This is a genomic window from Mycolicibacterium novocastrense (assembly GCF_001570485.1).
GTDB lineage: Bacteria > Actinomycetota > Actinomycetes > Mycobacteriales > Mycobacteriaceae > Mycobacterium > Mycobacterium novocastrense.
This window is the reverse complement of sequence record NZ_BCTA01000069.1, coordinates 1-24,630: the sequence shown is the minus strand read 5'-3', so window position 1 is coordinate 24,630 and position 24,630 is coordinate 1. Positions and strand designations below refer to the sequence as shown.

Here is a 24,630-nt window from a genome sequence, read left to right as displayed (position 1 = left end):
TGCGATCAACCCTCTAAGCCGTCGTTGTCTCAACCCTCGTGGTGGATGCGTCCGTCGGTGTCGCTCAGCGGTCGGCCGCCGCCGCCCCACTTGCGCGCGATGATCTCCGCCGCGATCGACACCGCGGTCTCCTCGGGTGTTCGGGCCCCGAGGTCGAGGCCGATCGGGCTGGCCAACCGGGTCAGCTCGGCGTCGGTGAGGCCGCATTCCCGCAACCGGCGCATCCGATCGTCGTGCGTGCGGCGCGATCCCATCACCCCGATGTAACCGACCTCGGGCAGGCGCAGCGCGACCTGGAGCACGGGGACGTCGAACTTCGGATCGTGGGTGAGCACGCAGATCGCGGTGCGGGCGTCAATCGCTCCCTGTTCGGCCTGTTCCGCGAGGTAGCGGTCGGGCCACATCACCACGACCTCGTCGGCACCGGGAAAGCGGGCCGGGGTGGCGAAGACGGGGCGGGCGTCGCACACGGTGACGCGATATCCGAGCAGGGCCCCCTGCTGCGCGAGGGCGGCGGCGAAGTCGATCGCCCCGAAGATCAGCATCCGCGGCGGCGGTGCGTGGCTGGCGACGAACACCTCCATGCCCGTCTCCTGTCGCTGGCCGTCGGGGCCGTACGACAGCACGCCCGTGCGGCCGACGGCGAGCAACCCACGCGCGTCGTCGGTGACGGCGGCGTCGAGGCGGGCCGAGCCCAGCGATCCATCGACCGAATCCACGCCGATGACCAGGCGGCGACCGATCCGGCCGGCGTCGGGGTGGGCGATGACGGTGGCCACGGCGGTGGGCCGGTGGGCGGCGATGTCGTCGGCGATCGCAGCCAACTGCGGGAAGGTCTCGCGCGACACCGGTTCGGCGAAGATGTCGATGATGCCGCCGCACGTGAGCCCCACGGCGAACGCGTCGTCGTCACTGATGCCGTAGCGGTGCAATTCGGGCCGACCCGAGGCGACGACCTCGTTGGCCAGTTCGTAGACGGCGGCCTCGACGCAGCCACCGGAGACCGAACCGGCGACCGAGCCGTCGGGGCTGACCACCATGGTCGCGCCGGGCTGCCGGGGTGCCGAGCGGATCGTGCGCACGACGGTGGCCACGCCGGCGGCGCCGCCGGACCGCCACACGGTCAGCAACTCATCGAGCACCTCGCGCACGCTCGCAGTCTAAGCCCGAAGCGCTGTGCGAGTGCTCAGCGGGAAGGGGCGCGAACGCCGGACGGCGCGTCGCGTTCGCTCTATCGTTGAAGCATCGCTTGGAATCTGCCCAACCCGCTGTCCATTCCGCGGCTGCCGTCGTTACCCGCGTTGGCCTCGGCTGCCAACGTCCCGGACGGCCGCATGGTGGAGTTGCCCGGCCGGGGTACGACGTACGTCGTCGACTCGGGCCCGTGCGACGGCCCCGTCTTCCTGTTGTTGCACTCGGTGGCGTGCACGGGCGTCATGACGTGGTATCCCGCGCTGGACGCGTTGCGGGAACTCGGTCGCGTGGTGGTCTTCGACCAGCGCGGTCACGGTCAGGGCATCACCGCGCCGCGGTTCCTGCTCGAGGACTGCGCCGACGACGTCGCCGCCCTGGCCGATGCCCTGGGCATCCGGACGTTCGTGCCGGTCGGTTATTCGATGGGATCGCTTGTGGCCCAACTGGTCTGGAAACGCCATCCGGCACGCGTCGACGGGTTGGTGTTGTGCGCCGCGGCGGCGGCGGTGAACCGAGCGGGCTACGAGCGGATCGCGACCGGTGTGTTCGCCGCGCTGCTCGAATCGCTGAGCCCGCCCGCGAGGCGACTCGCACCCGCCGCGATGGTGGGTCCCGGCGCGTTGCAGAACCACCAGTGGCTGCTCAACCAGGTGCGCAGCACGTCTCCCGGTGCGATCACCCGGGCCGTGGCGGAGGTCATCCGCTTCGACTCGACGACATGGGTCCACGAAATCGACGTCCCCACGGCGGTGGTGGTGACGACACGCGACCGGGCCTTCGGGGTGCGACGGCAGCGGTGGCTGGCGGATCGGATACCCGACTCCGAAACCGTCGACGTGGCCGCCGGTCACGCCGGATGCACGTTCGCCTCCGACAAGTTCGTCGAAGCGCTGCTGACCGCAGCCGAGTCGGTCAGCAGACGCCTGCCGCCGATCGGGCGGTACAAGACCGCCGAAGGTTGACCACGTGAAGCGCCTCAGCGGCTGGGACTCGCTGCTGCTGTCCAGCGAAACCCCGAACGTGCACCAGCACACGCTCAAGATCGCCGTTGTCGACACCTCGCGGTTCGAGGGCGAGCCGACGTTCGACGCGTTCCTCGAGACCTTCCGCGAGCGCCTGCCTGACCTCGACCCCTTCCGGTACGAACTCGTCGACGTTCCACTTCACCTGCATCGGCCGGTGTGGCGGCAAGGCGCGGCCATCGACTTCGGCTATCACGTCCGAAAAGTGGTGGTCCCGGAACCGGGCGGGCGTGCGGGGCTCGACGCGCTGATCGGTCAGATCGCGAGCACCCCGTTGGATCGCGGCCGACCGCTGTGGGAGCTGTACTACGCCGAAGGCCTCGCCGAAAACCGCGTCGCGGTCATCGGCAAGGTGCACCACGCGTTGGCCGACGGTGTCGCGTCGGCGAACCTGATGGCCCGCGCGATGGAATGGCCAGGCACCGGCGGCAGCGAGTCCCGCTCCGCAGGCGACTCCGAATCACTCTCGGCCCCAGCCTTGCTCGTGTTCGCCGCACGTGACCACCTCAGCCAACTCGCGAGCCTGCCCGGCGTCGTCAAAGAGGTTGCCGTGGGCGCCTACCGACTTCAGCGGCGAGCGCGTCAGCGCCGTCGCCATCCAGAACTCGCCGAACGGTTCAACCCGCCTCCCACCTTCCTCAACCGCAAGCTCTCGGCCGGGCGCGCGTTCGCGACCGCCACCCTCTCACTCGACGAGGTCAAAGCGGCGAGCAGGCACCTCGAGTCGACCGTCAACGACGTGGTGCTCGCGATCGCGGCCGGCGGACTGCGCACGTTGCTCATCGAGCGTGAGGGGGTCGCCGACCGGGCGCTGATCGCCTCGGTTCCGGCCGCGACCGACACCTCGCCTCACCGCATCACCGGCAACGAATTGAGCACCATGTTGGTGTCTCTGCCGGTACAGGTCGCCGATCCGTGCGAAAGGCTTCGCCTGATCCGGACTGCCTCGCGTATGGCCAAAGAGGACAACGAGTCACTCGGCCCGGCCACCGTCGGCAAGGGCCTGCGCTACGTACCGCCCGCGGCGGCTCGCGCCACCTTCCGATGGATGTCCCGGCGCGAGGGGCCGAACCAGTTGTTCAACCTGATCGTGTCGAACGTGCCGGGACCCCGCGACCGCGGCCGGATCGCCGGTGCGGTCGTCACCGAGATCTACTCGGTCGGTCCTCTGGCCGCCGGTTCCGCGATGAACATGACGGTGTGGAGCTACGTCGACCAGCTCAACATCTCGGTGCTCTGCGACGACCTGGCGTTCGACGACGTCCACACCGCGACGGACGCGTTCATCGCCGCCTTCATCGAACTGCGCCGGGCCGCAGGCCTCGGCCAGACCACCACCGAGATGGCCGGCGCTCTGCCACAGGTCAGCGCGGTTCGAACGCGATCGGAAGCGTCGCAGGGCCGGTGATGCCCACCAGCGGCTTCCAGCTCGCGGGTCCGGCACGCCGCACGTTGCGCATGCGGCTGCTCATCACGACGAGCGCCTCGGCCAGTTCCCGCCGGGCCAGGTTCGCGCCGAGGCAGTAGTGCGCACCGGCGCCGAAGCTCTGCATCGGCGCGGCGCCCTGCCGGGTGATGTCCAGGCGGTCGGGGTCGTCGTACACGGCAGGATCGCGGTTCGCCCCGGCCGTGTTCACGAGGACGAACGTGCCTGCGGGGAGGGTCACGCCGCCGTACTCGACGTTCTCCAACGTCATTCGCATCGCCCCGAACACCACCGGATAGAACCGCATCAGTTCCTCGACGGCGTTCATCGCGAACTCGGGATGCTCGGCCAGCAGTTCCCATTGGTCCGGGTGGTCGCACAGCACGTCCACCGCGGCGGCGAGCTGGTTGCGGGGTGTCGGTGCCCGCCATCAAGATGCCGGCCGCGAGCATGCGCAGTTCCTCGATGCTCAACCGGTCGCCGTCGTCCTCGGCGCGGATCAGTTCCGAGATCAAGTCGTCGGTCAGCGTCGTGCGGCGCTCGGCGACCATCCCGTCGACGTAGTCGTCGAGTTCGGCCCACGCCTGCAGGATCGCCGGCGCGTGTTCGGCCGCGTTCCACTGAAACAGCTTGAAGAAGTCATCGGCCCACTCGGAGAACAACTTCCAGTCCTCGCTCGGGGCGCCGAGCAGCTCGGCGATGACCGGAACCGGATACGGACGTGCGATGTCCGCAACGACCTCGCACCGGCCCGACGCCACCAGCGGGTCCACCAGATCCGTGATGATTCCGGTGATCGTCGTCTCCAGCCGGCCCACCGAGCGTGGCGTGAACGCCTTGCACACCAGGCGCCGAAGCCGGGCGTGTGTTTCACCGTTGACGCTGAGCAGCGTCGTGACGGCGCGATCCCACAGCGGGCCGGAGGTGATGCCCTGGGCCTCCAACCCGAGTCCCGGTGGCACGCACATGCGGTGGTTGCGTAGGGCCGCCCGGACGGTCTCGTAGCTCAGCAATTCGGGTCCGTGAGCGCCGATCGCGACCGGTCCGGCGCCGCGCGCCTCGGCGATCCGCCGGTGTGCTTCGTAAGCATCGGGCGCGTCCTCATACGAGAGGGTCGGCACGTCGGCCTCGAACACCGTCGGGCTCTGCCGGTCGTTGATGGTGACGCTCATGGTGACCTCCTCGGCGTGACGACACTTCGATGCTCGGTTGCGCCGGGGAAGCCGACTAGCGTAGGCGACTACCCCAGTCCGGAAGCGAGGCGAAATGCGTGGTGCCTGGGCGGGCCCGGCGGCGGTGGCCGTGGTCCTGGCGTGGCCGACCGGCGTTGCCACCGCGACGCCGGATGTACCCGTGCCGCCGCTGACCGATGCGGCCCGGGCGGCCGGACTCGTCGATGTCCGCACCGTCGTGCCCGACGCGGTGATCGACCTGCGTTACGCGACGACGGACAACTTCGTCGGCGAGCAGCTCTATCCCGCCGATGCGCGGTGCCTGGTCCACGAGTCGATGGCACCCGGCCTGGCGGCGGCCGCCGACGCATTACGCCCCGGCGGTGAGGTGCTGGTGTTCTGGGATTGCTACCGCCCGCACGACGTACAGGTGCGGATGTTCGACGCCGTCTCCGATCCCGGGTGGGTGGCCCGACCCGGCCCCTATGCCAGCAGCCATGAAGCGGCGTTGTCGGTGGACGTGACCCTGTCCCGTGACGGCGCCCTCGTCGACATGGGCACCGGCTTCGACGAGTTCACTTCGCGCGCCAACGCGTACGCCACGGACGGGGTCAGCTCGGCGGCTCAGACCAACCGCGAACGGCTGCGCGACGCGATGGCCGCGGGCGGACTCACCGTCTACGCCGGCGAGTGGTGGCATTTCGACGCACCGGGCGCGCACCGGCAGCACCCGATCCTCGACGTCCCCGTGAACTAGCTGCCGGCCGGCCCGTCAGGCGGCGGCCGGATCGGCGGTCATGGCTTGGCAGTAGGAGCACAGGTTCGGCCCGAGTGTCGGGTAACCACATCCGCCGCAGATCGCGACCGCGGTGACTTCTTCGGCTTCGGGCATGCCGGTTATTTACCCCCTTGAAATCCAATTAATCCCGGGTCCGCGACGAAGTTCTGGAAAGCTGCCCACGACATGGCTACTGCACAGCTCGCTCCGGTCAGCGGCACCCACAGCGCGCGGCGAGCCTGGGTTGCGGTCGCCCTGCTCGCGATCGTCGGGACGCTGAACTACGCGGACCGGTTCCTGCCCGCGGTCCTCGCCGAACCGATCAGGGCCGAACTGGACCTGTCCGACACCGCGCTCGGCGTGATCAACGGGTTCGGCTTCCTGGCCGTCTACGCGGTGCTCGGCCTGCTGATCGCCCGGATCGCCGACCGTGGCGCGTTCGGGCTGGTGGTGTCGACGTGCCTGACGCTGTGGGGCGCGATGACGATGTTGGGCGGCGCGGTGCAGTCGGGTCTTCAACTGGCGCTCACCCGCGTGGGCGTGGCGATCGGTGAGGCCGGCAGCACACCGGCCGCGCACGCCTACGTCGCGCGCAACTTCGCACCGGAGCGTCGCGCGGCGCCGCTGGCCGTGATCACGCTGGCGATCCCACTGGCCAGCGCGGCCAGCCTGATCGGCGGCGGCCTGTTGGCGCAAACCCTGGGCTGGCGAATGGCTTTCGTGGTGATGGGGGCGATCAGCGTGGCGGTCGCGCCGTTGGTCCTCATCGCGCTCGGGCGCAGGCAGATGCCGACCACCCCGCAAGTCGACGTCGTTGTCCCTGCCAAGACCTGGGATCTGCTGCGCAAAGGCAGCTTCGTGGGCGTCGTCCTCGGCGCGTCGTGCATCTCGGTGGCCGGCTACTCGTTGACGGCCTTCGCCCCCGCTTATCTGGTCCGGACCCGCGGTATGGAGTTGGGCGAGGTCGGGGTGCAGTACGGCATCGCGAGCGGGCTGACGGGCATCCTCGGCCTTCTGGTCGTCGGCCGGGTCGCGGACCGGTTGTCGGCCTCCGATCCGCGGTGGCTGTTGTGGCTGGTGGCCGCGATGACCGCTGCGATGCTGCCGTTCTCGGCGCTGGCGTTCACGGTGGGCGACCGGACGCTGTGCATATGGTTCATCTCGCTGAGCTACGTCGTCGGCACGGCGTACATGGCGCCGTCCATCGCGGCCATCCAACGACTGGCCCGACCCGAACAGCGCGCGACGGCTTCGGCGATCTTCCTGTTCTTCGGCGCCATCGTCGGGTCGGCGGGCCCGTTCCTCACCGGTGTCATCAGCGATGCGCTCAAAGACGACCTCGGTGCTATGTCGCTGGGGCGGGCACTGCTGATCGTGCCGGTGTTCCAGGTGGTCGCGATCGCCTGTTACCTGCTGGCCAGTCGAAGGTTCGTACGTGAGATCGTCGAGTCGACAGGCGCCCACCGCGGCGCACACATTGGGTAGGTTCGCCTCGTGGCCGAGCTGATGAACCGCCAGATCGTGTTGCGCCGCAGACCCGTCGGGCTGGTCCAGCCCGCCGACACCGAGTTGATCACCGCGCCGGCACCCGAGCCCGCCGACGGTGAGGCGTTGGTGCGCACGACCTACATCGGCATCGACGCCGCGGCCCGGACCTGGCTCAACGACCAGCCCGGCTATCTGCCCCCGGTGCAACTCGGAGAGGTCATTCGCGCGGCGGGCATCGGTGAGGTCGTGGCGTCGCGGTGCGATGCCTACGCCGTCGGCGACGTCGTGACGACGCTGACGGGGTTCCAGGAGTACGTCATCAGCCGCGACGACATCTTCACCACCCCGGTGCCCGGCCCCGACGTCGACCAACTTGCGGTGATGTCGGTGTACGGCCCGACCGGTGCGACGGCCTATTTCGGAATGGTGGGGATCGGCAAGCCGCAGCCGGGGGAGACCGTGGTGGTGTCGGCGGCAGCGGGTGCCACCGGTTCGGTCGCGGGCCAGATCGCCAAGATCGCCGGGGCCAGGGTGGTCGGCATCGCGGGCGGACCTCGGAAGTGCCGTGCCGTCGTCGAGGAATTCGGATTCGACGCGTGCATCGACTATCGCGAAGGCAACGTGCCCGCGGCGTTGAAAAAGCACTGCCCCAAGGGCGTCGACGTGTACTTCGACAACGTCGGCGGGCCGATCCTGGACGCGGTGCTCGGCCGCCTGGCCCACAAGGCGCGGGTGGTGTTGTGCGGCGTCATCTCGAGCTACCTGACCGGTGAACACCCCGGCCCGGCCAACTACGTCAACCTCCTGTCGAAGACGGCGCTGATGCAGGGATTCAACGCGCTCGACGAATGGGGACGGTTCGAGGAGGCGTTCGGGCCCCTTCGCCAGTGGGCAGACGAGGGGCGGCTGGTGCATCGCCAGACGATATTCGAGGGCATCGAGTCCTGCGTCGACGCCATGAACGGCTTGTTCACCGGCGCCAACATCGGCAAGATGTTGGTCAAGATCAGTGAGGCGGGTGGCGAGAAAATTCCTTCGTGAAACGGTTGGTTGGTCGCGAATCAAAGCGGGTATGACGAACGTCGCAATCGGTCGACTCACACATGGGAGTGGTGGCATGGGCGCTCGACGAATCGCTCGGATGCTGGGTCTGGTGGTGCCGTTCGCGGCGTTGCTGACCGGAACGATTCCCCTCGCGGCGGCCCAACCACCCGCGCCTCCACCGCCCGCACCCGCCCCGCCACCCGCCTGTCCGGATGTGCAGGTGGTGTTCGCGCGGGGAACCGGCGAGCCGGTCGGTGTCGGCGGGGTCGGGCAGGCGTTCATCGACCAGCTGCGCGCCCAGGCCGGGCCGCGGTCAATCGACGTGTATCCGGTGAATTACCTGGCCAGCGGCGATTTCGGCAACCGCATCCAGTTCGCCCGCACGGTCGTCGACGGGATTCGGGATGCGGGACAGAAAGTCGAGTCGACGGCGGCGGCGTGCCCGGACACGGAGATTGTGCTCGGCGGGTTCTCACAGGGCGCTGCGGTGGCCGGCTATGTGACCTCTGCGGAAATCCCCGAGGAGATACCGGCTGAGTACCGCGAGTTCATCCCCGAGCCGATGTCCGAGGAAGTCGGCGACCACGTCGCCGCTGTGGTGTTGTTCGGCCGGCCCTCGGATCAGTTCCTGACCGACGCCGGGGCACCCGCGATCGTCATCGGACCGTCGTATCAGGACAAGACGCTGAGCCTGTGCGCCGAGGGCGACACGATCTGCAACGGCGCTCCCATCGGTCTTCCGAGCTTCGCGCACAACTCCTACCTGGTGAACGGAATGCCCGCCGAGGGTGCGGCCTACGCGGTGGCGCGTCTCGAACCGGCTCCGGCGCCCCCGCCCCCACCGGCGCCGGCACCGTTGGCTGTGCCGGCACCACCGCCCGCGCCGGCGCCATTCGCGGCACCCGCACCCGCGCCCGCGCCCGCGCCGGCCGGCTGAGCGGTCCCCGTCGCGGTCTGCCACTCTCGAGTGGTGGACCAAGACGTGTACGACAAGGGTCGTGAGATCCGCACGGCGGTGCTCGGTGAGGCCTATGTGCAGAAGGCGGCGGACGGCTCCGACGACTTCACCGGGCCGTTCCAGGACCTGGTGACCGAGTACTGCTGGGGAGCGGTGTGGGGCCGCGAGGGCCTGTCCCGCAAGACGCGCAGCATGCTCAACCTCGCCATGCTCGCGGCGTTGAACCGCCCCAACGAACTTCGCACCCACGTCCGGGGCGCGCTCACCAACGGCGTGACACGCGACGAGATCCGCGAGATCTTCATGCAGGTCGCGGTGTATGCGGGCGTGCCGGCCGCCGTGGAGGCCTTCCGCACCGCGTGCGCCGCCTTCGACGACGCCGAACAGCGGTAGACCGCGACATGGACATCGGCTTCATCGGACTCGGCAACATGGGCTTCCCGATGGCGGCCCGCCTGCGGGCGGCCGGGCATCGGGTGGTGGTGTGCGACAGCCGCCCCGAGGTGGTCGACAGGGCGGTCGAAGCCGGGGCGCAGCGCGCGGCCTCGGTGCGCGAGGTCGCCGACCGCGTGCCGACGATTCTGGCCAGCCTGCCGAACCCGCAGGCGTCGGAGTCCGTCGCCGCCGAAATCGCCGACGGGACGTCGGCTGAACGTTTCATCGATCTCTCGACGGTGGGAAGCCAAGCCGCGCAGCGCAACAGCGCGCTGTTGGCCGGGCGCGGGATCGCCGCGCTCGACAGCCCCGTCAGCGGCGGTGTGCACGGGGCAGAGGCGGGGACACTGGCCATCATGGTGTCGGGGCCGCGGGCGCACTACGAGACGTGCGCACCGGTCTTCGAAACACTCGGGCGGGCGACGTTCGTCGGTGAGAAGCCCGGTGCGGCACAGACGATGAAGCTCGTCAACAACGTGATCGCGGCGACGACGCTGGCTGTCACCGCCGAGGCGATGGTCGCCGGTGTGAAGGCCGGGCTCGACGCCCGGGTGATGATCGATGTGCTCAACGCGGGTTCCGGTGGAACCCATGCCAGTCGGGACAAGTTCCCGCGGGCGGTGCTGCCCCGCACGTTCGACTATGGGTTCGCGACGGGGTTGATGGTCAAGGACGTCCGGCTCTACCTCGACGAGGCCAAGGCGCTGGGCCTGCCGACCGAACTCGCCGACTCCGTGGCCCGGGTCTGGGAGGCGACGATGTCCAGCGAGGGGCCGGAATCCGACTTCACCGCGGTGGTGAAGCCCATGGAAGCCGCCGCGGGTGTGGTGGTCGAGGGCTGACCGGGCGGCGCCGACGGTAGAGTTCGGCAGGTGAACACGCCGAAGTCGCGCGCACGTTGGGTGCGCGGGGGTCTGGTCGGTGCGTGTTCTGCCGTCTTGACCGCGACCGCGCACACGTTCGCCGGCGGTCGGCTCCCAAGCGGATCCGCCCTGATCGTCGCGATGCTCGTGTGCGCCACCGTCGGAGCCGTGGTTACGCGGCCCGCGCTCGACGGTCGCCACGCGCGGCTGCTCGGCGCTGTCGGCGCGCTGATCCTGGCGCAGCTCCTCGGCCACCTGTCCTTCGTCGTCGCCGGCGGCCATGTCCACGCGGGCGCCGCCCTGGGGTTGACGCCCGCGATGACCGCGGCCCACGTCGGCGCCGCGGTCGTCCTGGGTGCGGCGATCGCCGCCGTCGAATACCTCTACGTCGTCGGTGTATCCGTGCTGCAGTGGCTGCGGATCTTCGCCACATCCGGACCGCGTCCGCGCGTGCGGCGGGTGCACCGTGTCGTCAAAACCGTTGTCGCCGAATCCGTCCTGTTCAGTTACGGGCTCGGCATGCGCGCCCCGCCGCAGAGGTTGGCAACGGAGGCTTAGCCCCGCCGCGCATCGAGATCGGCCGCGACAGATGTCGCGGCTTTCGACGTACCTCACCTCACCTCAATATCCGGCTCGACGAGTGTGCTCGCCGGGCCGCCGGCTGAAGGTTTGCCATTCATGACAACGACCCCCACCCTCGGCACGCCCGCGCGTCAACGTCAGCGCGGCGTGCGTCCACTGCTACTTCGATTGCATTTCTATGCCGGCGTTTTCGTCGGCCCGTTCATCCTGATCGCCGCTGTCACCGGATTGTTGTACGCGGTCATTCCGCAGATCGACGAGACTGTTTTCCGCGAGACGGTCACCGTCGATGACGTCGGCGAGCACCGACTACCCCTCGCCGAACAGCTGCGCGCCGTGCGTGCCGCGTATCCCGACGGGGTGGTGGAGCGAATCGGCCCGCCCGTCGCGGTTGATGACACCACCCGCGTCGTGCTCGCCGTGGACGACGTGCCGCCCGACTATGCGAGAACGGTGTTCGTCGACCCCTACAGCGGCCAGATCCGTGGCGCGCTGACCACGTACGGCCAGTGGCTGCCGGTTCGCGCATGGTTCGACGAACTGCACCGCAACCTGCATCTCGGTGCGGTGGGCCGCAACTACAGCGAGCTTGCGGCGAGCTGGTTGTGGGTGATCGCACTCGCGGGCCTGGCGCTGTGGTACCTGCACCGCCGCGACACCGGGAAACTGCGTCGCATCGCGCTCCCCGACCGCGACAAGACGGGCCGTCGCCGCACCCTCTCCTGGCATGGCGCGGTGGGGGTCTGGATCATCGTGGCGTTACTCGGGCTGTCGGTCACCGGCATCACCTGGTCGCGGTACGGCGGCGAGACGGTCAACCTACTGCAGGAAAGGCTGAACACCGCTGAGCCGTCGGTGGACACCGCACTCAAGCAGTCGGCCCACACCGGGGCGGGGCACGGGCATCACGACCCAGGGACCGCCGTCGGCGACGGTGATCTCGTGCCGCACGGTGCAGATGCCGCGCTGAGCGCGGCGCTTGCCGTCGGCCTGTCCGGCCCGATGTGGATGTATCCGCCGAGTGGTGACGGCCAGGGTTGGGAAGTCGCGGAGAACAAGCGTGACTGGCCCACTCGATACGACGCGGTCTCGGTGGACCCCGGTTCCGGAGCGATCATCGACCGGGTGAATCAAGCCGACTGGCCGTTCCTGGCCAAACTCACCAACTGGGCGATCGACGCGCACATGGGTGTGCTGTTCGGGGTTGTGAATCAGGTTGTGTTGGCGCTCACCGCGATCGGGTTGATCACGATCGTCGTCCGCGGTTACCTCATGTGGTGGCAACGCAGGCCGACAAGGGGATCGGGGTGGGCGGCGGGCCGTCCGCCGCTGCGAGGCGTCCTGCGTGGAATGCACCCGGGGTTGATTGCATTGCTCGTCGCCGGCGCGGTGGCGGTGGGCTGGGCGTTGCCGTTGTTCGGCCTCAGCCTGGCCGCGTTCCTGGTCGTCGATCTCATCGTCGCAGCGGTCAAGAAGCGGGGCGTGGCGGAGGAGGCGAAAGGCGATGTCTGACAGGATCTTTCACGGGCTGCTACTTCTCATCGCAGCGACCGTTGTCGCCGGTTGCACCACCCACGGGCAACACGACGAAGGGCCGATGGCATCGGAGGTAAGCCTTGCCGACCAGTGGGCCAGTTCGGCGCAGACCGGTATGGCCGCGGTGTTCGGCACGCTCACCAACGCCGGACACCACGACGCGCGCATTGTTTCGGGACGGTCGGATGCGGCCGGACGGGTCGAGGTGCACGAAGTCTCGGCCGATGCGGGCGCCAGGACGATGCGCCCCAAGGACGGAGGTCTGGTGATCCCCGCCGGGGGCTCACGCGCCTTGGTTCCGGGGGGAGATCATCTGATGCTGATGGACCTCAAACAGCCACTGCTGCCCGGGTCCGAGGTGACACTGACCGTCGAGTTCGAGGACGGCTCGACGCTGCCGGTCACCGCCCAGGTGCGTGACTTCGCCGGCGCCAACGAGGATTACCAGCCGTCCGCAGGTGGTCCCGCGCCGCACCATGACCATGGGTGACGGAGTGGCGGACGGTCGGTTTCACCTCAACCGGCGCCGCCTTCTCGCGGGCGGTGTCGTCGCGGTGGCGGCGGGGGCGACGCTGACGCACAGCGGGATCGCCCAGTCCGCTGTTGCCACCGAAGCCGTTGACCGGGCGGTCGAACCGTTTCACGGCGAGCATCAGGCCGGTGTCGTGACGCCCCCGCAGGCGCACGCGTTGTTCGTCGCCCTCGACCTCACACCGCAGCCTCACCGCAGTCCGCGGGAGACATTGGCAGCGGTGCTGAAACTGTGGACGTCGGACGCCGAGCGATTGACTCAAGGCGTCCCCGCGTTGGCCGACACCGAACCCGAACTGGCGCAACGGCCGGCCAGGCTCACCGTCACCGTCGGTGTCGGAGCGGGCCTGTTCGACCGTATCGGGCTCGGGCGTCGTCGCCCCCGGTCGGTGGCTGAGCCGCCGGCCTTCGCCACCGACCGGCTCGAGCCGCAGTGGTGCGGAGGTGACCTACTGCTGCAGGTCTGCGCCGACGACCCGATCACCGTCGCGCACACCAGCCGGGTCCTGCTGAAGAATGTGCGCGCCATGACCCGGCAGCGCTGGCGGCAGAAGGGATTTCGTCAAGCGGCGGGCTCGGGTGCGCACAGCATGCGAAATCTGATGGGCCAGATCGACGGGACCGCCAACATCGTCGACGAGGCGGGTTTCGGCCGACACGTCTGGGACCACGGTGACGATCAGCCGTGGTTCGCCGGCGGCACTGTTCTGGTCCTTCGACGGATCCGCGCCGAGATGGACACCTGGGACGAACTCGACCGAGCCAGCAGAGAACTCAGCGTCGGCCGTCGCCTCGACAACGGCGCCCCATTGACCGGGAGCCGGGAAGACGATGCGCCGGACTTCGATGCGGCCGAGGACGGCATCCCGGTGATTCCGCCGAACGCGCACATCGCGCTGGCCCGTCCGCACCGCGACGACGAACGGTTTCTTCGCAGGCCCTACAACTACGACGATTCGCCGCCCGCCGGGCGCGTTACGGAGAGCGGGCTCATCTTCGCTGCGTACCAACGTGATCCGGCCGTGCAGTTCACACCGGTGCAGCGTCGGCTCGCTGCGGCCGATGCGTTGAACGAGTGGATCACGACGATCGGGTCGGCGACATTCGCGATCCTGCCGGGAACCGAATCGGGCGGCTACCTGGGTCAGACACTGCTGTCGTAGGTGGCCGGGGCGCTAGAAGGGACTGCTGTTCTGCTGCCAGCGCGCCTCTTCCGGCCGGGGGCCGAAGCGGCGGATGTAGTCCTCGTGCATCCGCGCGTCCTTCTTGCGCTTGATCTCGTCGACAAGGTTCTGGTCCAGCCCGTGCTGAGTCAGACGGTGCCGACGCCAGATCTTGTTCAGCGCGAGTGCCATCAGGATCGCCCAGATGTAGATCGGTGCAGTCATTTCCAGGTGTACATACAGCGATGCCGGAAGCAGCCAGAACGGAGCCAGCACGAACAGAGGTGGGATCGCCATCCGGATCATGTGGCGGCGCAGCGCGCCGGGGCCGGCCAGGTCGCGTGCCACCCACTCGCGCATGGAATCCGGAAGCCGGCGTCCGTACGAATAGGTGATGTATTGAACGATGTTGGGGCGGGCGGCAGCCACAGATCCTCCTTGAGTTGGTCAGTTGTCGAGTGCGCCCGCGGCGAGGGCGGCGGTGTTCACGCGGTTCAACACGTTGCGAAGCGCTTCGAGTTCGGCGAGGTCGACACCGAGGCGCTCGACGACGGCAGGCGGTATCTCCAGCGCACGGCGCCGTAGCCGCACACCTTCCTCGGTGAGCCGCACGTCGGTGGCGCGTTCGTCGACGGCGCTGCGTGCCCGGGTGATGAAGCCGAGCGACTCGAGGCGTTTGAGCATCGGCGACAGCGTCGCGGAGTCGAGTTGCAAAGCGCTCGCAATGTTTTTGACCGACAGCGGCTTCGTGGGCGGCGGTCCCGTCGCTCCGGTGCGGTAGTGGTCCCACAGCGCCAGCATGACGAGGTACTGGGGATGGGTGAGGCCGAGCGGTTCGAGCAGGGGGCGGTACACCGCCAGCACGGCCCGATGGGTGACCGCCAGCGCGAAGCAGACCTGCTGTTCGAGCGCGAGCGGGTCGACCCGGACCGGCATTGACGTGGACACAACTCCATCGTGTGCTAATAGTTAGCGCCCTAGCAATGTACTTCTGGTCACATCAGGGGTTTTGTCGGAGCGCCGGCGGTCGATCCTGATCGGATGTCTACGCAGAACGATCCGCCGGCGAATCCGATGGACGCCACCAAGGTCACCGAGGAACAGCGCGCGCTGCAGGACGATCTGGACCACCGCGACGACGATCCGGACGCTCCCGGTGGGCATCAGGACCGTCACGACGTCGCCGACGAGACATGACTAGACGTTGGCAGGCACGCCGAGCGCGAGAACTGCTGCATCGTCCTTGAGTCCGCGCCCGAAGCTGGTCAGGAGTTCCTTCAGCGCGTGGACGACGGTGTCCGCGGTCGCGGGTGCGCGGGCGTCCAGAAACGCGAGTAGGGCGCCCTCGTCGTCATAGCGCCGATGGCCGATTCCGGTGTTGGCCTCGGTCAAACCGTCGGTGTAGAGCACCATGGTGTCCCCGGGCGCCAGGTGGAACTTGTGGGCGACGAACCGCGCGTCATCGGTGATCCCGGCGGCATGACCCCCGACGGTGTCGGCGTAATGGGCCGATCCGTCGGCGCTGAGAAGCAGCGGTGGGGGATGACCGCCACTGGCGACTTCGACGTCGAAACCGTCGCCGCTCATAGTGAGGTTTCCGTCGATCACCGTGCACAGTCGGTTGCCGCTGATCTCGACGTCCTGCATCAGCACCGAATTGAGCACATGAAGCGCCTTCACCGGATCGTGGTCGGCGACCGCCGCCGAGCGCAGCACATACCGTGCCAGTCCCGCGACCACGGCGGCATCGACCCCTTTTCCGGCGACGTCGCCGAGGAAGAACCCCCACGTTGAGCGGGAGAGCGGGAACAGATCGTAGAAGTCGCCGCCGACGTCGTCGTCCGATGCGGTGTGGTAGTAGGCGGCGGCGTCCAGCCCCGGCGGCGGCGCGAGAAGCGGCGGAAGCAGTGAGCGGCGCAAGGTTTCGGCGAACACCTGCACCCGTCGGCGTTCGGTCTCGGCGCGCTCGCGCTGTGCAAGCAGTTCCCGCTCGTAGGATCGGCGATCCTTGGCGTCGACCGCGCTGACGCGCACCAGTTCCGGATGTCCTTCGGCGTCGAACTTCATGTTGGCGCTGAGGAATATCGGTAGCCGCGTCCCGTCGGCGGTCAGGAAATCCACCGTCACGCCATCGAGTTTTCCGCTCATCCGCAGAATCGCCCGGAAATGGGTGTCGTAGTGCACACGTCCCCCGACGGTCAACAAGTCGGTGATCAGCTTGCCGTGCAAGCTATTACGCTCGTAACCCAGCCAGTTGGCCAGTGTCGCGTTGACTCGGATGATGCGGCCGTCCGGATGGGCGATCGCGTTGCCGGTGGGCGCGTTCTCCCAGTGATCGTCGAAATCGAACCCGGTCATGTCGGAAGAGCGAACTTTCCGATCGCTTGGGCCGTGACATCCGGATCGCTGACGTGGGGGCAATGGCCGGTGGCGTCGAGTGTGACCAGATGACTACCTGGAATATGTTGGTGCACATACGCTCCGACGGATCGCGGTGCGATCGCATCCTCGGAACACTCGAGGATCAGCGTGGGCACAGGGACCCGCGGGAGGTCGGTGCGGTTGTCGGCCAGGAACGTGGCGCGGGCGAACACCCGCGCGCAGTCGGGATCGGTTCGGCAGAAGCTCGATTCAAGTTCCTCGGCCAGCTCCGGCCGGTCGCTATTACCCATGATCACCGGGGCCATGGCACGCGACCAGCCGAGATAGTTCAGTTCAAGGGACTCCAGAAGTTCGTCGATGTCGGCCCGGGAGAACCCGCCGCGGTAGTCGTCGTCATCGATGTAGCAGGGCGAGGGAGTGACCATGACCAGCTTGGCGATTCGGTCGGGCTCCCTGATGACCGCGAGGACTCCGATCATCGCCGCCACCGAGTGCCCGACGAAGGCCACGTCGCGCAGGTCGAGTTCGCGCAGGATTTCGACGATGTCGTCTGCGTAGCCGTCCAGCGACGAGTACTTGGTGTCGTCCCAGGCCTTCGGGTCCGCCGCGCCGGAGCCGACGTGGTCCATCAACACGATGCGAAAGTCCGCCTGCAGTCTGTCGACGATGAGCCGCCACAGGTTCTGGTCACAGCCGAAACCGTGGGCCAGGAGAAGCGTCGGACCGCTGGCGCGGCCAACGATCCTGATGTTGTTCCTGGTCCAGACGTCCATGACCAGCAGCTTAAAAGCCGTCGGCATGCACTGTGCCGCCCACCGCCGCCCGGTCGCGTCGCCGGCGGGTTTCGGCTGGTCATTACCAGGGTATACGGGTTGGTCAGGTTCAGATCCGCGAGCCGCGTTTTCATTTTCTAGGGACGGACGTACCCGTGGCTGGACCAAACTCCGACTATTCAGACGTGACAGAGATGTTCCGTCAGCTCAAGACCTTCGACGAAGGGTCGAGCGCCTATCAGCGGCAACGCGATTTGATCTGTGAGCGGTGCCTGCCGTTGGCCGACCACATCGCACGTCGCTACCGCAACCGCGGTGAAGCACACGAGGATCTTGTGCAGGCAGCTCGTGTCGGGCTGGTCAATGCGCTGAATCGGTTCGATGTCGACAACGGAGCGGAATTCCTGTCTTTCGCCGTACCGACGATGATGGGCGAGGTCCGTCGGCACTTCCGCGACCACGCGTGGGCGGTGAAAGTCCCGCGCACCGTCAAAGACCTCCAGATGCGCGTGAACAAGGCGACCGCCAAGCTGGCGCAGGGCCTGGGACGCGCACCGACCGCGACCGAGATCGCCGAGCACCTCGGGGTCGATCGCGAGCAGGTGGTGCAGGCGGCGATCGCCGGGGCGAACTATTCGACGCTGTCGACCGATATACCGGCGATGCGCGATGACGACTCGACGTCCATAGGTGACAGTTTCGGTGGTGACGACACCGGCTTCGACAAGGTGCTCGACGTCGAGACGGTGCGGCCGTTGATCGCGGCCCTCCCGAGCCGCGAACGCGACGTGCTGACGTTGCGCTTCTTCGAGGACATGACGCAGAGTCAGATCGCCGCGCAGATCGGCTGTTCACAGATGCATGTGTCGCGCCTGCTCGCAAAGGCGTTGGAAACGTTGAGAAGTCAGGTCAAGGCATCTTTCCTCGCCGCGGCCGGCTGATCTCGGCCGTCAGTCTTGGAACAGTCAGCTCAAGCGACAGCTAGTGTTGCACCCTGTTGTGAATTACCCGCTCGAGCGCTTCGATGTCAGATTCGATCTGCCGCGACAGCCAATACACCAGTACGAACCCGGCGATTCCCCCAATGCACAGCGCGCGGATCGGCACGATGACTTGCGCGATCTCGGCGGGAGTCAGGAAGGTCACGGCAACGACGCCGAGCAACGGCACGGAGGCCGCGACCGCCAAATAGCGTGGTAGTCGACGGCTGAGTGCTCGTAGCTGTTCGGCTTCCTCAGGGTTTGTCTGTCCGTATGCCACTAGTTCCGGATAGACGCTTCGCACGACGTAGAAAGTCAACAGGAAGAACGGATACGCGGTCGCGATTGCGCCGCAAATCGTGATCGACCCGAAGAAATGAATCGCAGACCTACCAGAGATGCCGTCGGCGGCCAACTGCATGGTGAGCGGAAATGCCAGCCCTAACAGCAACCACAAACCGAACACTATGAATACCGCCCGATCGCCTGCGACAAGACAGTCGCGGCGCGTTCGGGCCAAGGTCTCTGCAGGGGGTGCCGGTCCACGTCGTAGGCGGCGTGGGACCAGGATGATGTAGCGATACCAATAGAGCAGGACCGCGGCGCCGAGCGGAAAGGACACCACGTTGGCCACCGCGGTGACCAGCATGAACCGGCCCTGCGCATACTCGGAAAGCTGACTGACGATAAGCAACTGATTGTGCTGGATGTTGTACGCGCTGGCCAGCAGGTTGGGAATCATGATGGCTAGGAACGCAATTGGTAGGAAGAACGGCCGTAACCGCATCCGCCAGCTTCTTGCGGGTGGGTCCAGCAGGTCACGAGCTCGCGGGTCAAGACACAACTGGAGTTGCTCGGCGAGTTCGGCGCCCGAATCCCAGCGCTGGTCACGATCGGCGCTCAACGCCTTGAGGAGGACCCTCAGCAGTGCGGAGGGGCAGTTCCGAGGTACCGCAGCGAGGGCCGTCGGCGACACCCCTTGAGCGCGAGTAGTGAGCATCAACTCGATCGCTGTGATGTCACCTATCGCTCCGGCCGCCTTCACCCGAGCAGCTTGTGCCGCTGAATCATCGAATGGTTTGCCCCCGGTCAGTAGTTCCCACAGCACGACGGCAAGGGAGTAGATGTCGCTTCGGGCATCGAGGCTCGCCATGTCGAGGGTGTGTCCCGGCTGGCAAGCTGCGAGTTGCTCGGGCGACATGTAGGAGAGTGAGCCGCCGAAGTATTCGAAGGGACTTGCACCCGTTACGTTGCGGGCGAAGCTGATGTTGAAGTCCGCGAGTTTGGGCGTGCCGTCGGCAGCGAGGAGGACATTTCCCAGCTTGATGTCGCGGTGCAATACGCCGTGTGAATTCGCATAGTCCAACGCCTCAGCGAGCCGCTTCCCCAGCCACGCGACGGTGTCTGGCCAGGGGAGGGCGGCGAGTTCGGTCCGGGTCGATGACTCTGTGGGACGGACTTCCCCGCGCGCTTCCAGTGCTTCGTCCACCGCACGAAGCAACGCCCGACCGGATTCGGGTGGTTTGTTGTCACGATGAACCGTTTCAACAAGATCCAGCAGCGTGCCCCCAGGGAGATACTGCATGTACAGGAGCCGCCAGTTCTGTGCGCGCAGGATTCGCTGGTCGAAAACCCGGACGATGTAGTCGTGATCCAGCTGCGCCAACGTCTGTGGTTCATGGCCCTGGTTAGCGGATATTTTCACCGCAACCAGTCGTTGCATTGACCGTTGGCGGGCCAGAAAGACTCTCGCGAATGCGCCGGTGCCCAATTCGAGCAGCAGATCGAAGTCGTCGAGCTGTTGACCGACCTCAATTTTCGGGATGTCGGCCGATGAACGGAACCCAGCGGACGACGGCTCGTATGTCCCGGTGCGAGTTCCGCTTTCGCCGGCGACGCCCGTGGGCGCTTGAGTTTGAGTCAATTCGAACGGATAGTCGGCGGTCGAATCAGTCATGACAACCTCGTTCCAGGTTGTCTTATCGTATCGGCGGAATTGGAGGCCCAGGAGTTCTTGACGCAACCCCGCCGAAGTGCGTCGATCCTGCAGCAGGGTCGTCGATCAAATCCACGACCCTGCTGAAGAAGGTGGAGCCCCCTGTCAGGATTGAACTGACGACCTACGCTTTACAAGAGCGTTGCTCTACCACTGAGCTAAGGAGGCCTGCGGGCATCGAGTTTATCGGGTCGCCGGATCGGGGAACTCCGCTGCCCGTGACTGTCAAGGACGATCTACTCGCCGACTTCCCGCAGGTGTACCCGGGCCTCACGCGGTCCGAGGTCGAGCAACTCCTGACGCTGCTCGACAAGGGAGCGACCGCAGGGGGCCTCGGCCTGAGCATCGCCACCGCCATCAAACCGCTGGTGCCCGACATCGCCCAGCGCATCGAGTCCTATAAGCAATCCGATGTCGACGACTATGTGCGGATGCTGCGGGGAGCGGTGGTGTTGTTGCTGCAGCGTTGGCAGCCCGAAGACCAGCCCCCGACTCCGGACAGCGTGTCAGCGGCGATCAAGGCCATCGAGGCCGACGCCTGAGTTCACTCCTCGACGTCGATGATGCGTTGAGAGGTCACTGTCCTTGACGACGTCCTGGCGCGCGGCCGTCGGCCGGGCAGCGGAATCCGGTCGGCGATATTGCTCAGCGGGTTGACGACCTGGCTCAACGTCACGACAGCGTCGTGCAGCGCGTCGATCGTCGGCGCCAGCGCTTCGAGGCCGGGCGCGAGCCGGTTGAGTGTGTCGGCGACGTCGGCGAGCTTGAGCAGCGGACCGTCTGGATCGGTGAGCGTGTCCAGCAGGCCGTCCTCGGCCAGTAGGCGGTCGGCCACGCCGTCCTCACGCAGCACCCGTTCGACGAGACCATCGTTGGCCAGCAGCTGATCGGCCAACCCGCCCGGTGCGATCACCCGCGACAGAGCACCGTCGTCGGTGGTCATCCTGTCCACCAGACCGCCCTCGGCCATCAGCTGGTCCACCAGCCCTCCGGGGGCCACGGCCCTCGCGACCGCACCGTTCTCCGCGGTTACCCGATCAAGCAGGCCACCCTCGGTGGTCAGCTGATCGATCAGTCCGCCCGGTCGCAGCAACCGGTCCAGCGGTCCGTTGGGGGCCAACGCCCGGCCCAGCGGGGCGTCGTCGTCCATCAGACGTGCCAGCCGATTTGCCCGCTCGACGGCGTCGTTCAGGCCCAGCATGGTGGCGAACGATGCCGATCCGGGCCGAGCCTCGGCGGCTTCGCCGAGCGTCCGCTGAGCCATGCTCACCGCCCCGGTCGCCATGGCCAGCCCCGCGTCGGCGACCGCCAGGGCGGCTCGCGCCGGTGCGGTCGCGATATCGGTCAGCGCTTTGCCGAAGTTCATGACTTCAGTCTATGGACGGCGCAACATCAAGACTCACAGCTAGTACACAGCCTGTTCGCAGGAACATCACTGGCGGAAGACGGACAGTGAGTAGGTGGCCATGCCTGCACTACCGGAGAGCACACCGGAGGCCAAGATCCTCGTCGTCGACGACGAGGCCAATATCGTCGAGCTCTTGTCCGTCAGCCTGAAGTTCCAAGGCTTCGAGGTCTACACCGCCTCTAACGGAGCCGCCGCGCTGGACAAGGCGCGTGAGATACGCCCGGATGCCGTCATCCTCGACGTGATGATGCCCGGGATGGACGGCTTCGGTCTGCTGCGACGACTGCGCGCCGACGGTATCGACGCCCCCGCACTGTTCCTCACCGCGCGTGACTCGCTCCAGGACAAGATCGCGGGCCTCACCCTCGGCGGTGACGACTATGTGACCAAACCGTTCAGCCTCGAAGAGGTGGTGGCCCGGTTGCGGGTGATCCTGCGGCGCTCCGGCCGCGGCGTCGAGGAGCCCCGCAACTCCCGGCTGTCCTTCGCCGACATCGAACTGGACGAGGACACCCACGAAGTGTGGAAGGCGGGCGAGCCGGTCTCGTTGTCGCCGACGGAGTTCACGCTGCTGCGGTACTTCATCATCAACGCGGGAACGGTGCTGTCCAAGCCCAAGATCCTCGACCACGTCTGGCGCTACGACTTCGGCGGCGACGTCAATGTCGTCGAGTCCTATGTGTCCTATCTGCGCCGGAAGATCGACACGGGCGAAAAGCGTCTGTTGCACACGCTGCGCGGTGTCGGGTACGTGCTGCGTGAGCAGCGGTGACGAAGAATGCCGACAATGAGTAGATGACCGCACGCCTGCCACTGAGGGTGGCGCTGGTGGCGGCCACCTTGTTGCTGGTGGCGTGCGGTCTGCTCGCGTCTGGCGTGGCGGTCACCACGATCCTGCGCCACACCCTGAGCAACCGCGTCGACCAAGAACTGCTGGATGCCTCGCGAGGGTGGGCCCAGGCGCCGCGCCAAGGGGCCGACGATGCGCTGGAAAGTCCGAATCCCGCACGGCCACCGACGAACTTCTACGTCCGCGGCGTCGGTGCCGACGGACACATCTGGATCGCCGTTAACGACCGAGATGCCGAACCCGCGCTGCCCGCGAACAACGACGTGGGCGCCGAACCGGTCACCATCGGGTCGCTCGGCGGCTCCGACGTGCAGTGGCGCGCGATGACGGTCCGCAGCCCCGAGGGGGTGGTCACTGTCGCCGTCGACTTCTCCTCTGTGCAAACAACTTTGCGCGAGTTGATCTATGCACAAGTGGGGATCGGGCTGGCGGTGTTGGTGGTGCTCGGGGTGGTCGGCTATGCGGTGGTGCACCGCAGCCTGCGCCCGCTGGTCGAAGTCGAGCAGACCGCCGCGGCGATCGCCTCCGGCGACTTCGATCGCCGTGTCCCACAGCGCGATCCGCGCACTGAGGTGGGCCGATTGTCGTTGGCGCTCAACGGCATGCTCGCCCAGATCCAGACCGCCATGGCGGGTTCGGAGGCCTCCGCCGAGCAGGCCCGCACTTCCGAGGAGCGGATGCGACGGTTCATCACCGACGCCAGCCACGAATTGCGCACGCCGCTGACCACCATCCGTGGATTCGCCGAGTTGTACCGGCAAGGTGCGGCGCGCGACGTCGAGATGCTGATGAGCCGCATCGAGAGCGAGTCCGGCCGGATGGGCCTGCTCGTGGAGGACCTCCTTCTACTTGCCCGCCTTGACGCGCAGCGCCCGCTCGAGCATCGGCGCGTCGATCTCTTGACTCTGGCCACGGACGCCGTCCACGACGCGCGATCCATCGCCCCTAAGCGAACCATCAGGTTGGAGGTGATCGAGGGGCCAGGCACCCCGGAGGTGCTCGGCGACGAAGCCCGGTTGCGCCAGGTGCTGGGCAATCTGATGGCCAACGCGCTTCAGCACACTCCTGAAACCGCTGGGGTCACGGTGCGGGTGGGCACCGCGGGCGACCGCGCGGTGCTCGAGGTGTGCGATGAGGGGCCGGGTATGACGGAAGAGGATGCGCACCGGGTGTTCGAACGGTTCTATCGCGCAGACTCGTCACGCACTCGGGCGAGCGGCGGCACCGGGCTGGGATTGTCGATCGTCGACTCGCTGGTTCTGGCCCACGGCGGGACGGTCGACGTCACCACAGCGCCGGGGCAGGGGTGCACGTTCAGGGTGAGCCTGCCGCGCATCGCCGATGTGGCGGCTCAGGTCAGCTGAGTCAGCGCCGCCCTGATCTTGGACTGGGCCTCGTCAAGGGATTCCGGCGACGGGTTCTGGTCGGCGTTGGCGAACCCGAAATCGGCGAGGTCGTTGGTGGGGAAGACGTGCACATGCAGGTGTGGCACCTCGAGTCCGGCGATGATCACGCCGGCCCTCTCGGCGGGGAACGCCTTGACTACGGCCTTGCCGATCAACTGGGACACCTCCATGACGCGCCCGAAGGCCGCCGGCTCGACGTCCTGCCAGTTGTCGATCTCCGCTCGGGGCACAACGAGCGTGTGGCCCTGGGTGATTGGGGCGATCGTCAGGAAGGCGACGATGTCGTCGTCTTCGTAGACGAACCGGCCGGGAAGCTCCCCGTTGATGATCTTGGTGAACACGCTCGCCATGGCGTCGAGCATAGTGACGACTCGAGGGGGCCGTGCGACACGGGCCGTGCCGCACGCCAATGGAGGTGTCATCGAGCGATCGCAAGGGTCCAGTGAAGGCAAGGACGTCAAGGAATCGCCGTTCGGCGCGGTTGACTCTGGCGGTGGGCCGAGACGTATCCCATCGTGGCGTGTTCGTCGAGTCGGCGAATCGTCAGAAGGGTGATCCGCCCCGGAATGTCGGGAGGTTCTCTTATCTGAGTGCCTCCTCGGCGTGAGGGTGCCGTTGGCGATGGTAGTAGAGCGCTTCAGCC

25 protein-coding genes, 1 tRNA gene and 1 pseudogene are annotated in these 24,630 nt (G+C 67.2%); 17 read left to right on the top strand and 10 right to left on the bottom strand.

Annotated features, from left to right (window positions below; translation table 11 throughout):
* Positions 1–29: 29 nt before the first annotated feature.
* Complete coding sequence (locus RMCN_RS22330) at positions 30–1,151, bottom strand: XdhC family protein (RefSeq protein ID WP_067393822.1); 1,122 nt, start codon at positions 1,149–1,151, stop codon at positions 30–32.
* 183 nt (positions 1,152–1,334) lie between these two features.
* Here RMCN_RS22330 and RMCN_RS22325 point away from each other — a divergent pair, with 183 nt between their 5' ends.
* Together RMCN_RS22325 and RMCN_RS22320 are read left to right on the top strand one after the other, a co-directional pair.
* Positions 1,335–2,156 (top strand): alpha/beta fold hydrolase, encoded by an 822-nt coding sequence (locus RMCN_RS22325; protein WP_174523789.1) that lies wholly within the window; start codon positions 1,335–1,337, stop codon positions 2,154–2,156.
* Positions 2,157–2,160: 4 nt separating this feature from the next.
* A complete protein-coding gene (locus RMCN_RS22320) occupies positions 2,161–3,624 on the top strand; it encodes a WS/DGAT/MGAT family O-acyltransferase (protein WP_067393820.1) in 1,464 nt (487 codons plus the stop codon).
* Here RMCN_RS22320 and RMCN_RS22315 read toward each other — a convergent pair.
* Positions 3,581–4,814: pseudogene (locus RMCN_RS22315) on the bottom strand (cytochrome P450). The gene RMCN_RS22320 and the pseudogene RMCN_RS22315 overlap by 44 nt on opposite strands.
* 94 nt (positions 4,815–4,908) lie before the next feature.
* Here RMCN_RS22315 and RMCN_RS22310 point away from each other — a divergent pair.
* The 10 genes from RMCN_RS22310 (at position 4,909) to RMCN_RS22265 (ending at position 14,192) form a co-directional block, all read left to right on the top strand.
* Positions 4,909–5,571, top strand: a complete 663-nt coding sequence (locus RMCN_RS22310; RefSeq protein ID WP_067393818.1) for a M15 family metallopeptidase — start codon at positions 4,909–4,911, stop codon at positions 5,569–5,571.
* A gap of 207 nt (positions 5,572–5,778) precedes the next feature.
* Positions 5,779–7,077: a spinster family MFS transporter gene (locus RMCN_RS22305; protein ID WP_067393816.1), complete on the top strand. Its 1,299-nt coding sequence runs from the start codon at positions 5,779–5,781 to the stop codon at positions 7,075–7,077.
* A gap of 21 nt (positions 7,078–7,098) precedes the next feature.
* Positions 7,099–8,121, top strand: coding sequence for an NADP-dependent oxidoreductase (locus RMCN_RS22300; protein ID WP_067394272.1), 1,023 nt, complete (start codon positions 7,099–7,101; stop codon positions 8,119–8,121).
* 76 nt (positions 8,122–8,197) lie between these two features.
* On the top strand, positions 8,198–9,061 hold the full coding sequence (locus tag RMCN_RS22295) for a cutinase family protein (RefSeq protein WP_084377662.1): 864 nt from the start codon (positions 8,198–8,200) through the stop codon (positions 9,059–9,061).
* A gap of 33 nt (positions 9,062–9,094) precedes the next feature.
* The gene (locus RMCN_RS22290) at positions 9,095–9,475 is read left to right on the top strand and encodes a carboxymuconolactone decarboxylase family protein (RefSeq protein ID WP_067394269.1); all 381 of its coding nucleotides are present in this window, start codon (positions 9,095–9,097) and stop codon (positions 9,473–9,475) included.
* An 8-nt stretch (positions 9,476–9,483) separates the two neighbouring features.
* Positions 9,484–10,359, top strand: coding sequence for an NAD(P)-dependent oxidoreductase (locus tag RMCN_RS22285; RefSeq protein WP_067393813.1), 876 nt, complete (start codon positions 9,484–9,486; stop codon positions 10,357–10,359).
* A gap of 30 nt (positions 10,360–10,389) precedes the next feature.
* A complete protein-coding gene (locus tag RMCN_RS22280; RefSeq protein WP_067393810.1) occupies positions 10,390–10,938 on the top strand; it encodes a hypothetical protein in 549 nt (182 codons plus the stop codon).
* Positions 10,939–11,058: 120 nt separating this feature from the next.
* Positions 11,059–12,474: a PepSY-associated TM helix domain-containing protein gene (locus RMCN_RS22275; protein ID WP_067393807.1), complete on the top strand. Its 1,416-nt coding sequence runs from the start codon at positions 11,059–11,061 to the stop codon at positions 12,472–12,474.
* Positions 12,467–12,988, top strand: coding sequence for a copper chaperone PCu(A)C (locus tag RMCN_RS22270; protein ID WP_067393804.1), 522 nt, complete (start codon positions 12,467–12,469; stop codon positions 12,986–12,988). The genes RMCN_RS22275 and RMCN_RS22270 overlap by 8 nt, the downstream gene beginning before the upstream one ends.
* Complete coding sequence (locus RMCN_RS22265) at positions 12,981–14,192, top strand: Dyp-type peroxidase (protein WP_067394265.1); 1,212 nt, start codon at positions 12,981–12,983, stop codon at positions 14,190–14,192. The genes RMCN_RS22270 and RMCN_RS22265 overlap by 8 nt, the downstream gene beginning before the upstream one ends.
* 12 nt (positions 14,193–14,204) lie before the next feature.
* Here RMCN_RS22265 and RMCN_RS22260 read toward each other — a convergent pair whose 3' ends face one another.
* Entirely contained in the window at positions 14,205–14,621 is a 417-nt protein-coding gene (locus RMCN_RS22260; RefSeq protein WP_064348016.1) for a DUF5313 domain-containing protein, read from the bottom strand.
* 18 nt (positions 14,622–14,639) lie between these two features.
* A complete protein-coding gene (locus RMCN_RS22255) occupies positions 14,640–15,128 on the bottom strand; it encodes a MarR family winged helix-turn-helix transcriptional regulator (RefSeq protein ID WP_067393801.1) in 489 nt (162 codons plus the stop codon).
* Positions 15,129–15,233: 105 nt separating this feature from the next.
* Here RMCN_RS22255 and RMCN_RS31120 point away from each other — a divergent pair, with 105 nt between their 5' ends.
* Positions 15,234–15,389 (top strand): hypothetical protein, encoded by a 156-nt coding sequence (locus tag RMCN_RS31120; protein ID WP_165595623.1) that lies wholly within the window; start codon positions 15,234–15,236, stop codon positions 15,387–15,389.
* On the opposite strand, the gene RMCN_RS22250 is transcribed toward RMCN_RS31120, so the two are convergent.
* Together RMCN_RS22250 and RMCN_RS22245 are read right to left on the bottom strand one after the other, a co-directional pair.
* Entirely contained in the window at positions 15,390–16,550 is a 1,161-nt protein-coding gene (locus tag RMCN_RS22250) for a SpoIIE family protein phosphatase (RefSeq protein WP_067393798.1), read from the bottom strand.
* A complete protein-coding gene (locus RMCN_RS22245; RefSeq protein WP_067393795.1) occupies positions 16,547–17,347 on the bottom strand; it encodes an alpha/beta fold hydrolase in 801 nt (266 codons plus the stop codon). The genes RMCN_RS22250 and RMCN_RS22245 overlap by 4 nt, the downstream gene beginning before the upstream one ends.
* Before the next feature lie 155 nt (positions 17,348–17,502).
* Here RMCN_RS22245 and RMCN_RS22240 point away from each other — a divergent pair, with 155 nt between their 5' ends.
* A complete protein-coding gene (locus tag RMCN_RS22240; RefSeq protein ID WP_067393792.1) occupies positions 17,503–18,288 on the top strand; it encodes a SigB/SigF/SigG family RNA polymerase sigma factor in 786 nt (261 codons plus the stop codon).
* A gap of 40 nt (positions 18,289–18,328) precedes the next feature.
* On the opposite strand, the gene RMCN_RS22235 is transcribed toward RMCN_RS22240, so the two are convergent.
* Both RMCN_RS22235 and RMCN_RS22230 read right to left on the bottom strand, forming a co-directional pair.
* Entirely contained in the window at positions 18,329–20,284 is a 1,956-nt protein-coding gene (locus RMCN_RS22235) for a serine/threonine-protein kinase (RefSeq protein ID WP_067393789.1), read from the bottom strand.
* A gap of 132 nt (positions 20,285–20,416) precedes the next feature.
* A tRNA-Thr gene (locus RMCN_RS22230) sits at positions 20,417–20,491 on the bottom strand.
* Positions 20,492–20,541: 50 nt separating this feature from the next.
* Between RMCN_RS22230 and RMCN_RS22225 the strand changes: the two genes are divergently transcribed.
* Complete coding sequence (locus RMCN_RS22225) at positions 20,542–20,865, top strand: hypothetical protein (protein ID WP_067393786.1); 324 nt, start codon at positions 20,542–20,544, stop codon at positions 20,863–20,865.
* Between the two features lie 2 nt (positions 20,866–20,867).
* Here the strand turns inward: RMCN_RS22225 and RMCN_RS22220 are convergent, their stop codons facing one another.
* Positions 20,868–21,689 (bottom strand): hypothetical protein, encoded by an 822-nt coding sequence (locus RMCN_RS22220; RefSeq protein ID WP_067393782.1) that lies wholly within the window; start codon positions 21,687–21,689, stop codon positions 20,868–20,870.
* A 100-nt stretch (positions 21,690–21,789) separates the two neighbouring features.
* Here RMCN_RS22220 and RMCN_RS22215 point away from each other — a divergent pair, with 100 nt between their 5' ends.
* The gene (locus tag RMCN_RS22215; protein WP_197416077.1) at positions 21,790–22,503 is read left to right on the top strand and encodes a response regulator transcription factor; all 714 of its coding nucleotides are present in this window, start codon (positions 21,790–21,792) and stop codon (positions 22,501–22,503) included.
* Between the two features lie 23 nt (positions 22,504–22,526).
* Complete coding sequence (locus tag RMCN_RS22210; protein ID WP_064412685.1) at positions 22,527–23,945, top strand: sensor histidine kinase; 1,419 nt, start codon at positions 22,527–22,529, stop codon at positions 23,943–23,945.
* Here RMCN_RS22210 and RMCN_RS22205 read toward each other — a convergent pair.
* Positions 23,933–24,337 (bottom strand): HIT family protein, encoded by a 405-nt coding sequence (locus RMCN_RS22205; protein ID WP_067394262.1) that lies wholly within the window; start codon positions 24,335–24,337, stop codon positions 23,933–23,935. The two genes, RMCN_RS22210 and RMCN_RS22205, sit on opposite strands and share 13 nt — an antisense overlap.
* Between the last annotated feature and the right edge of the window lie 293 nt (positions 24,338–24,630).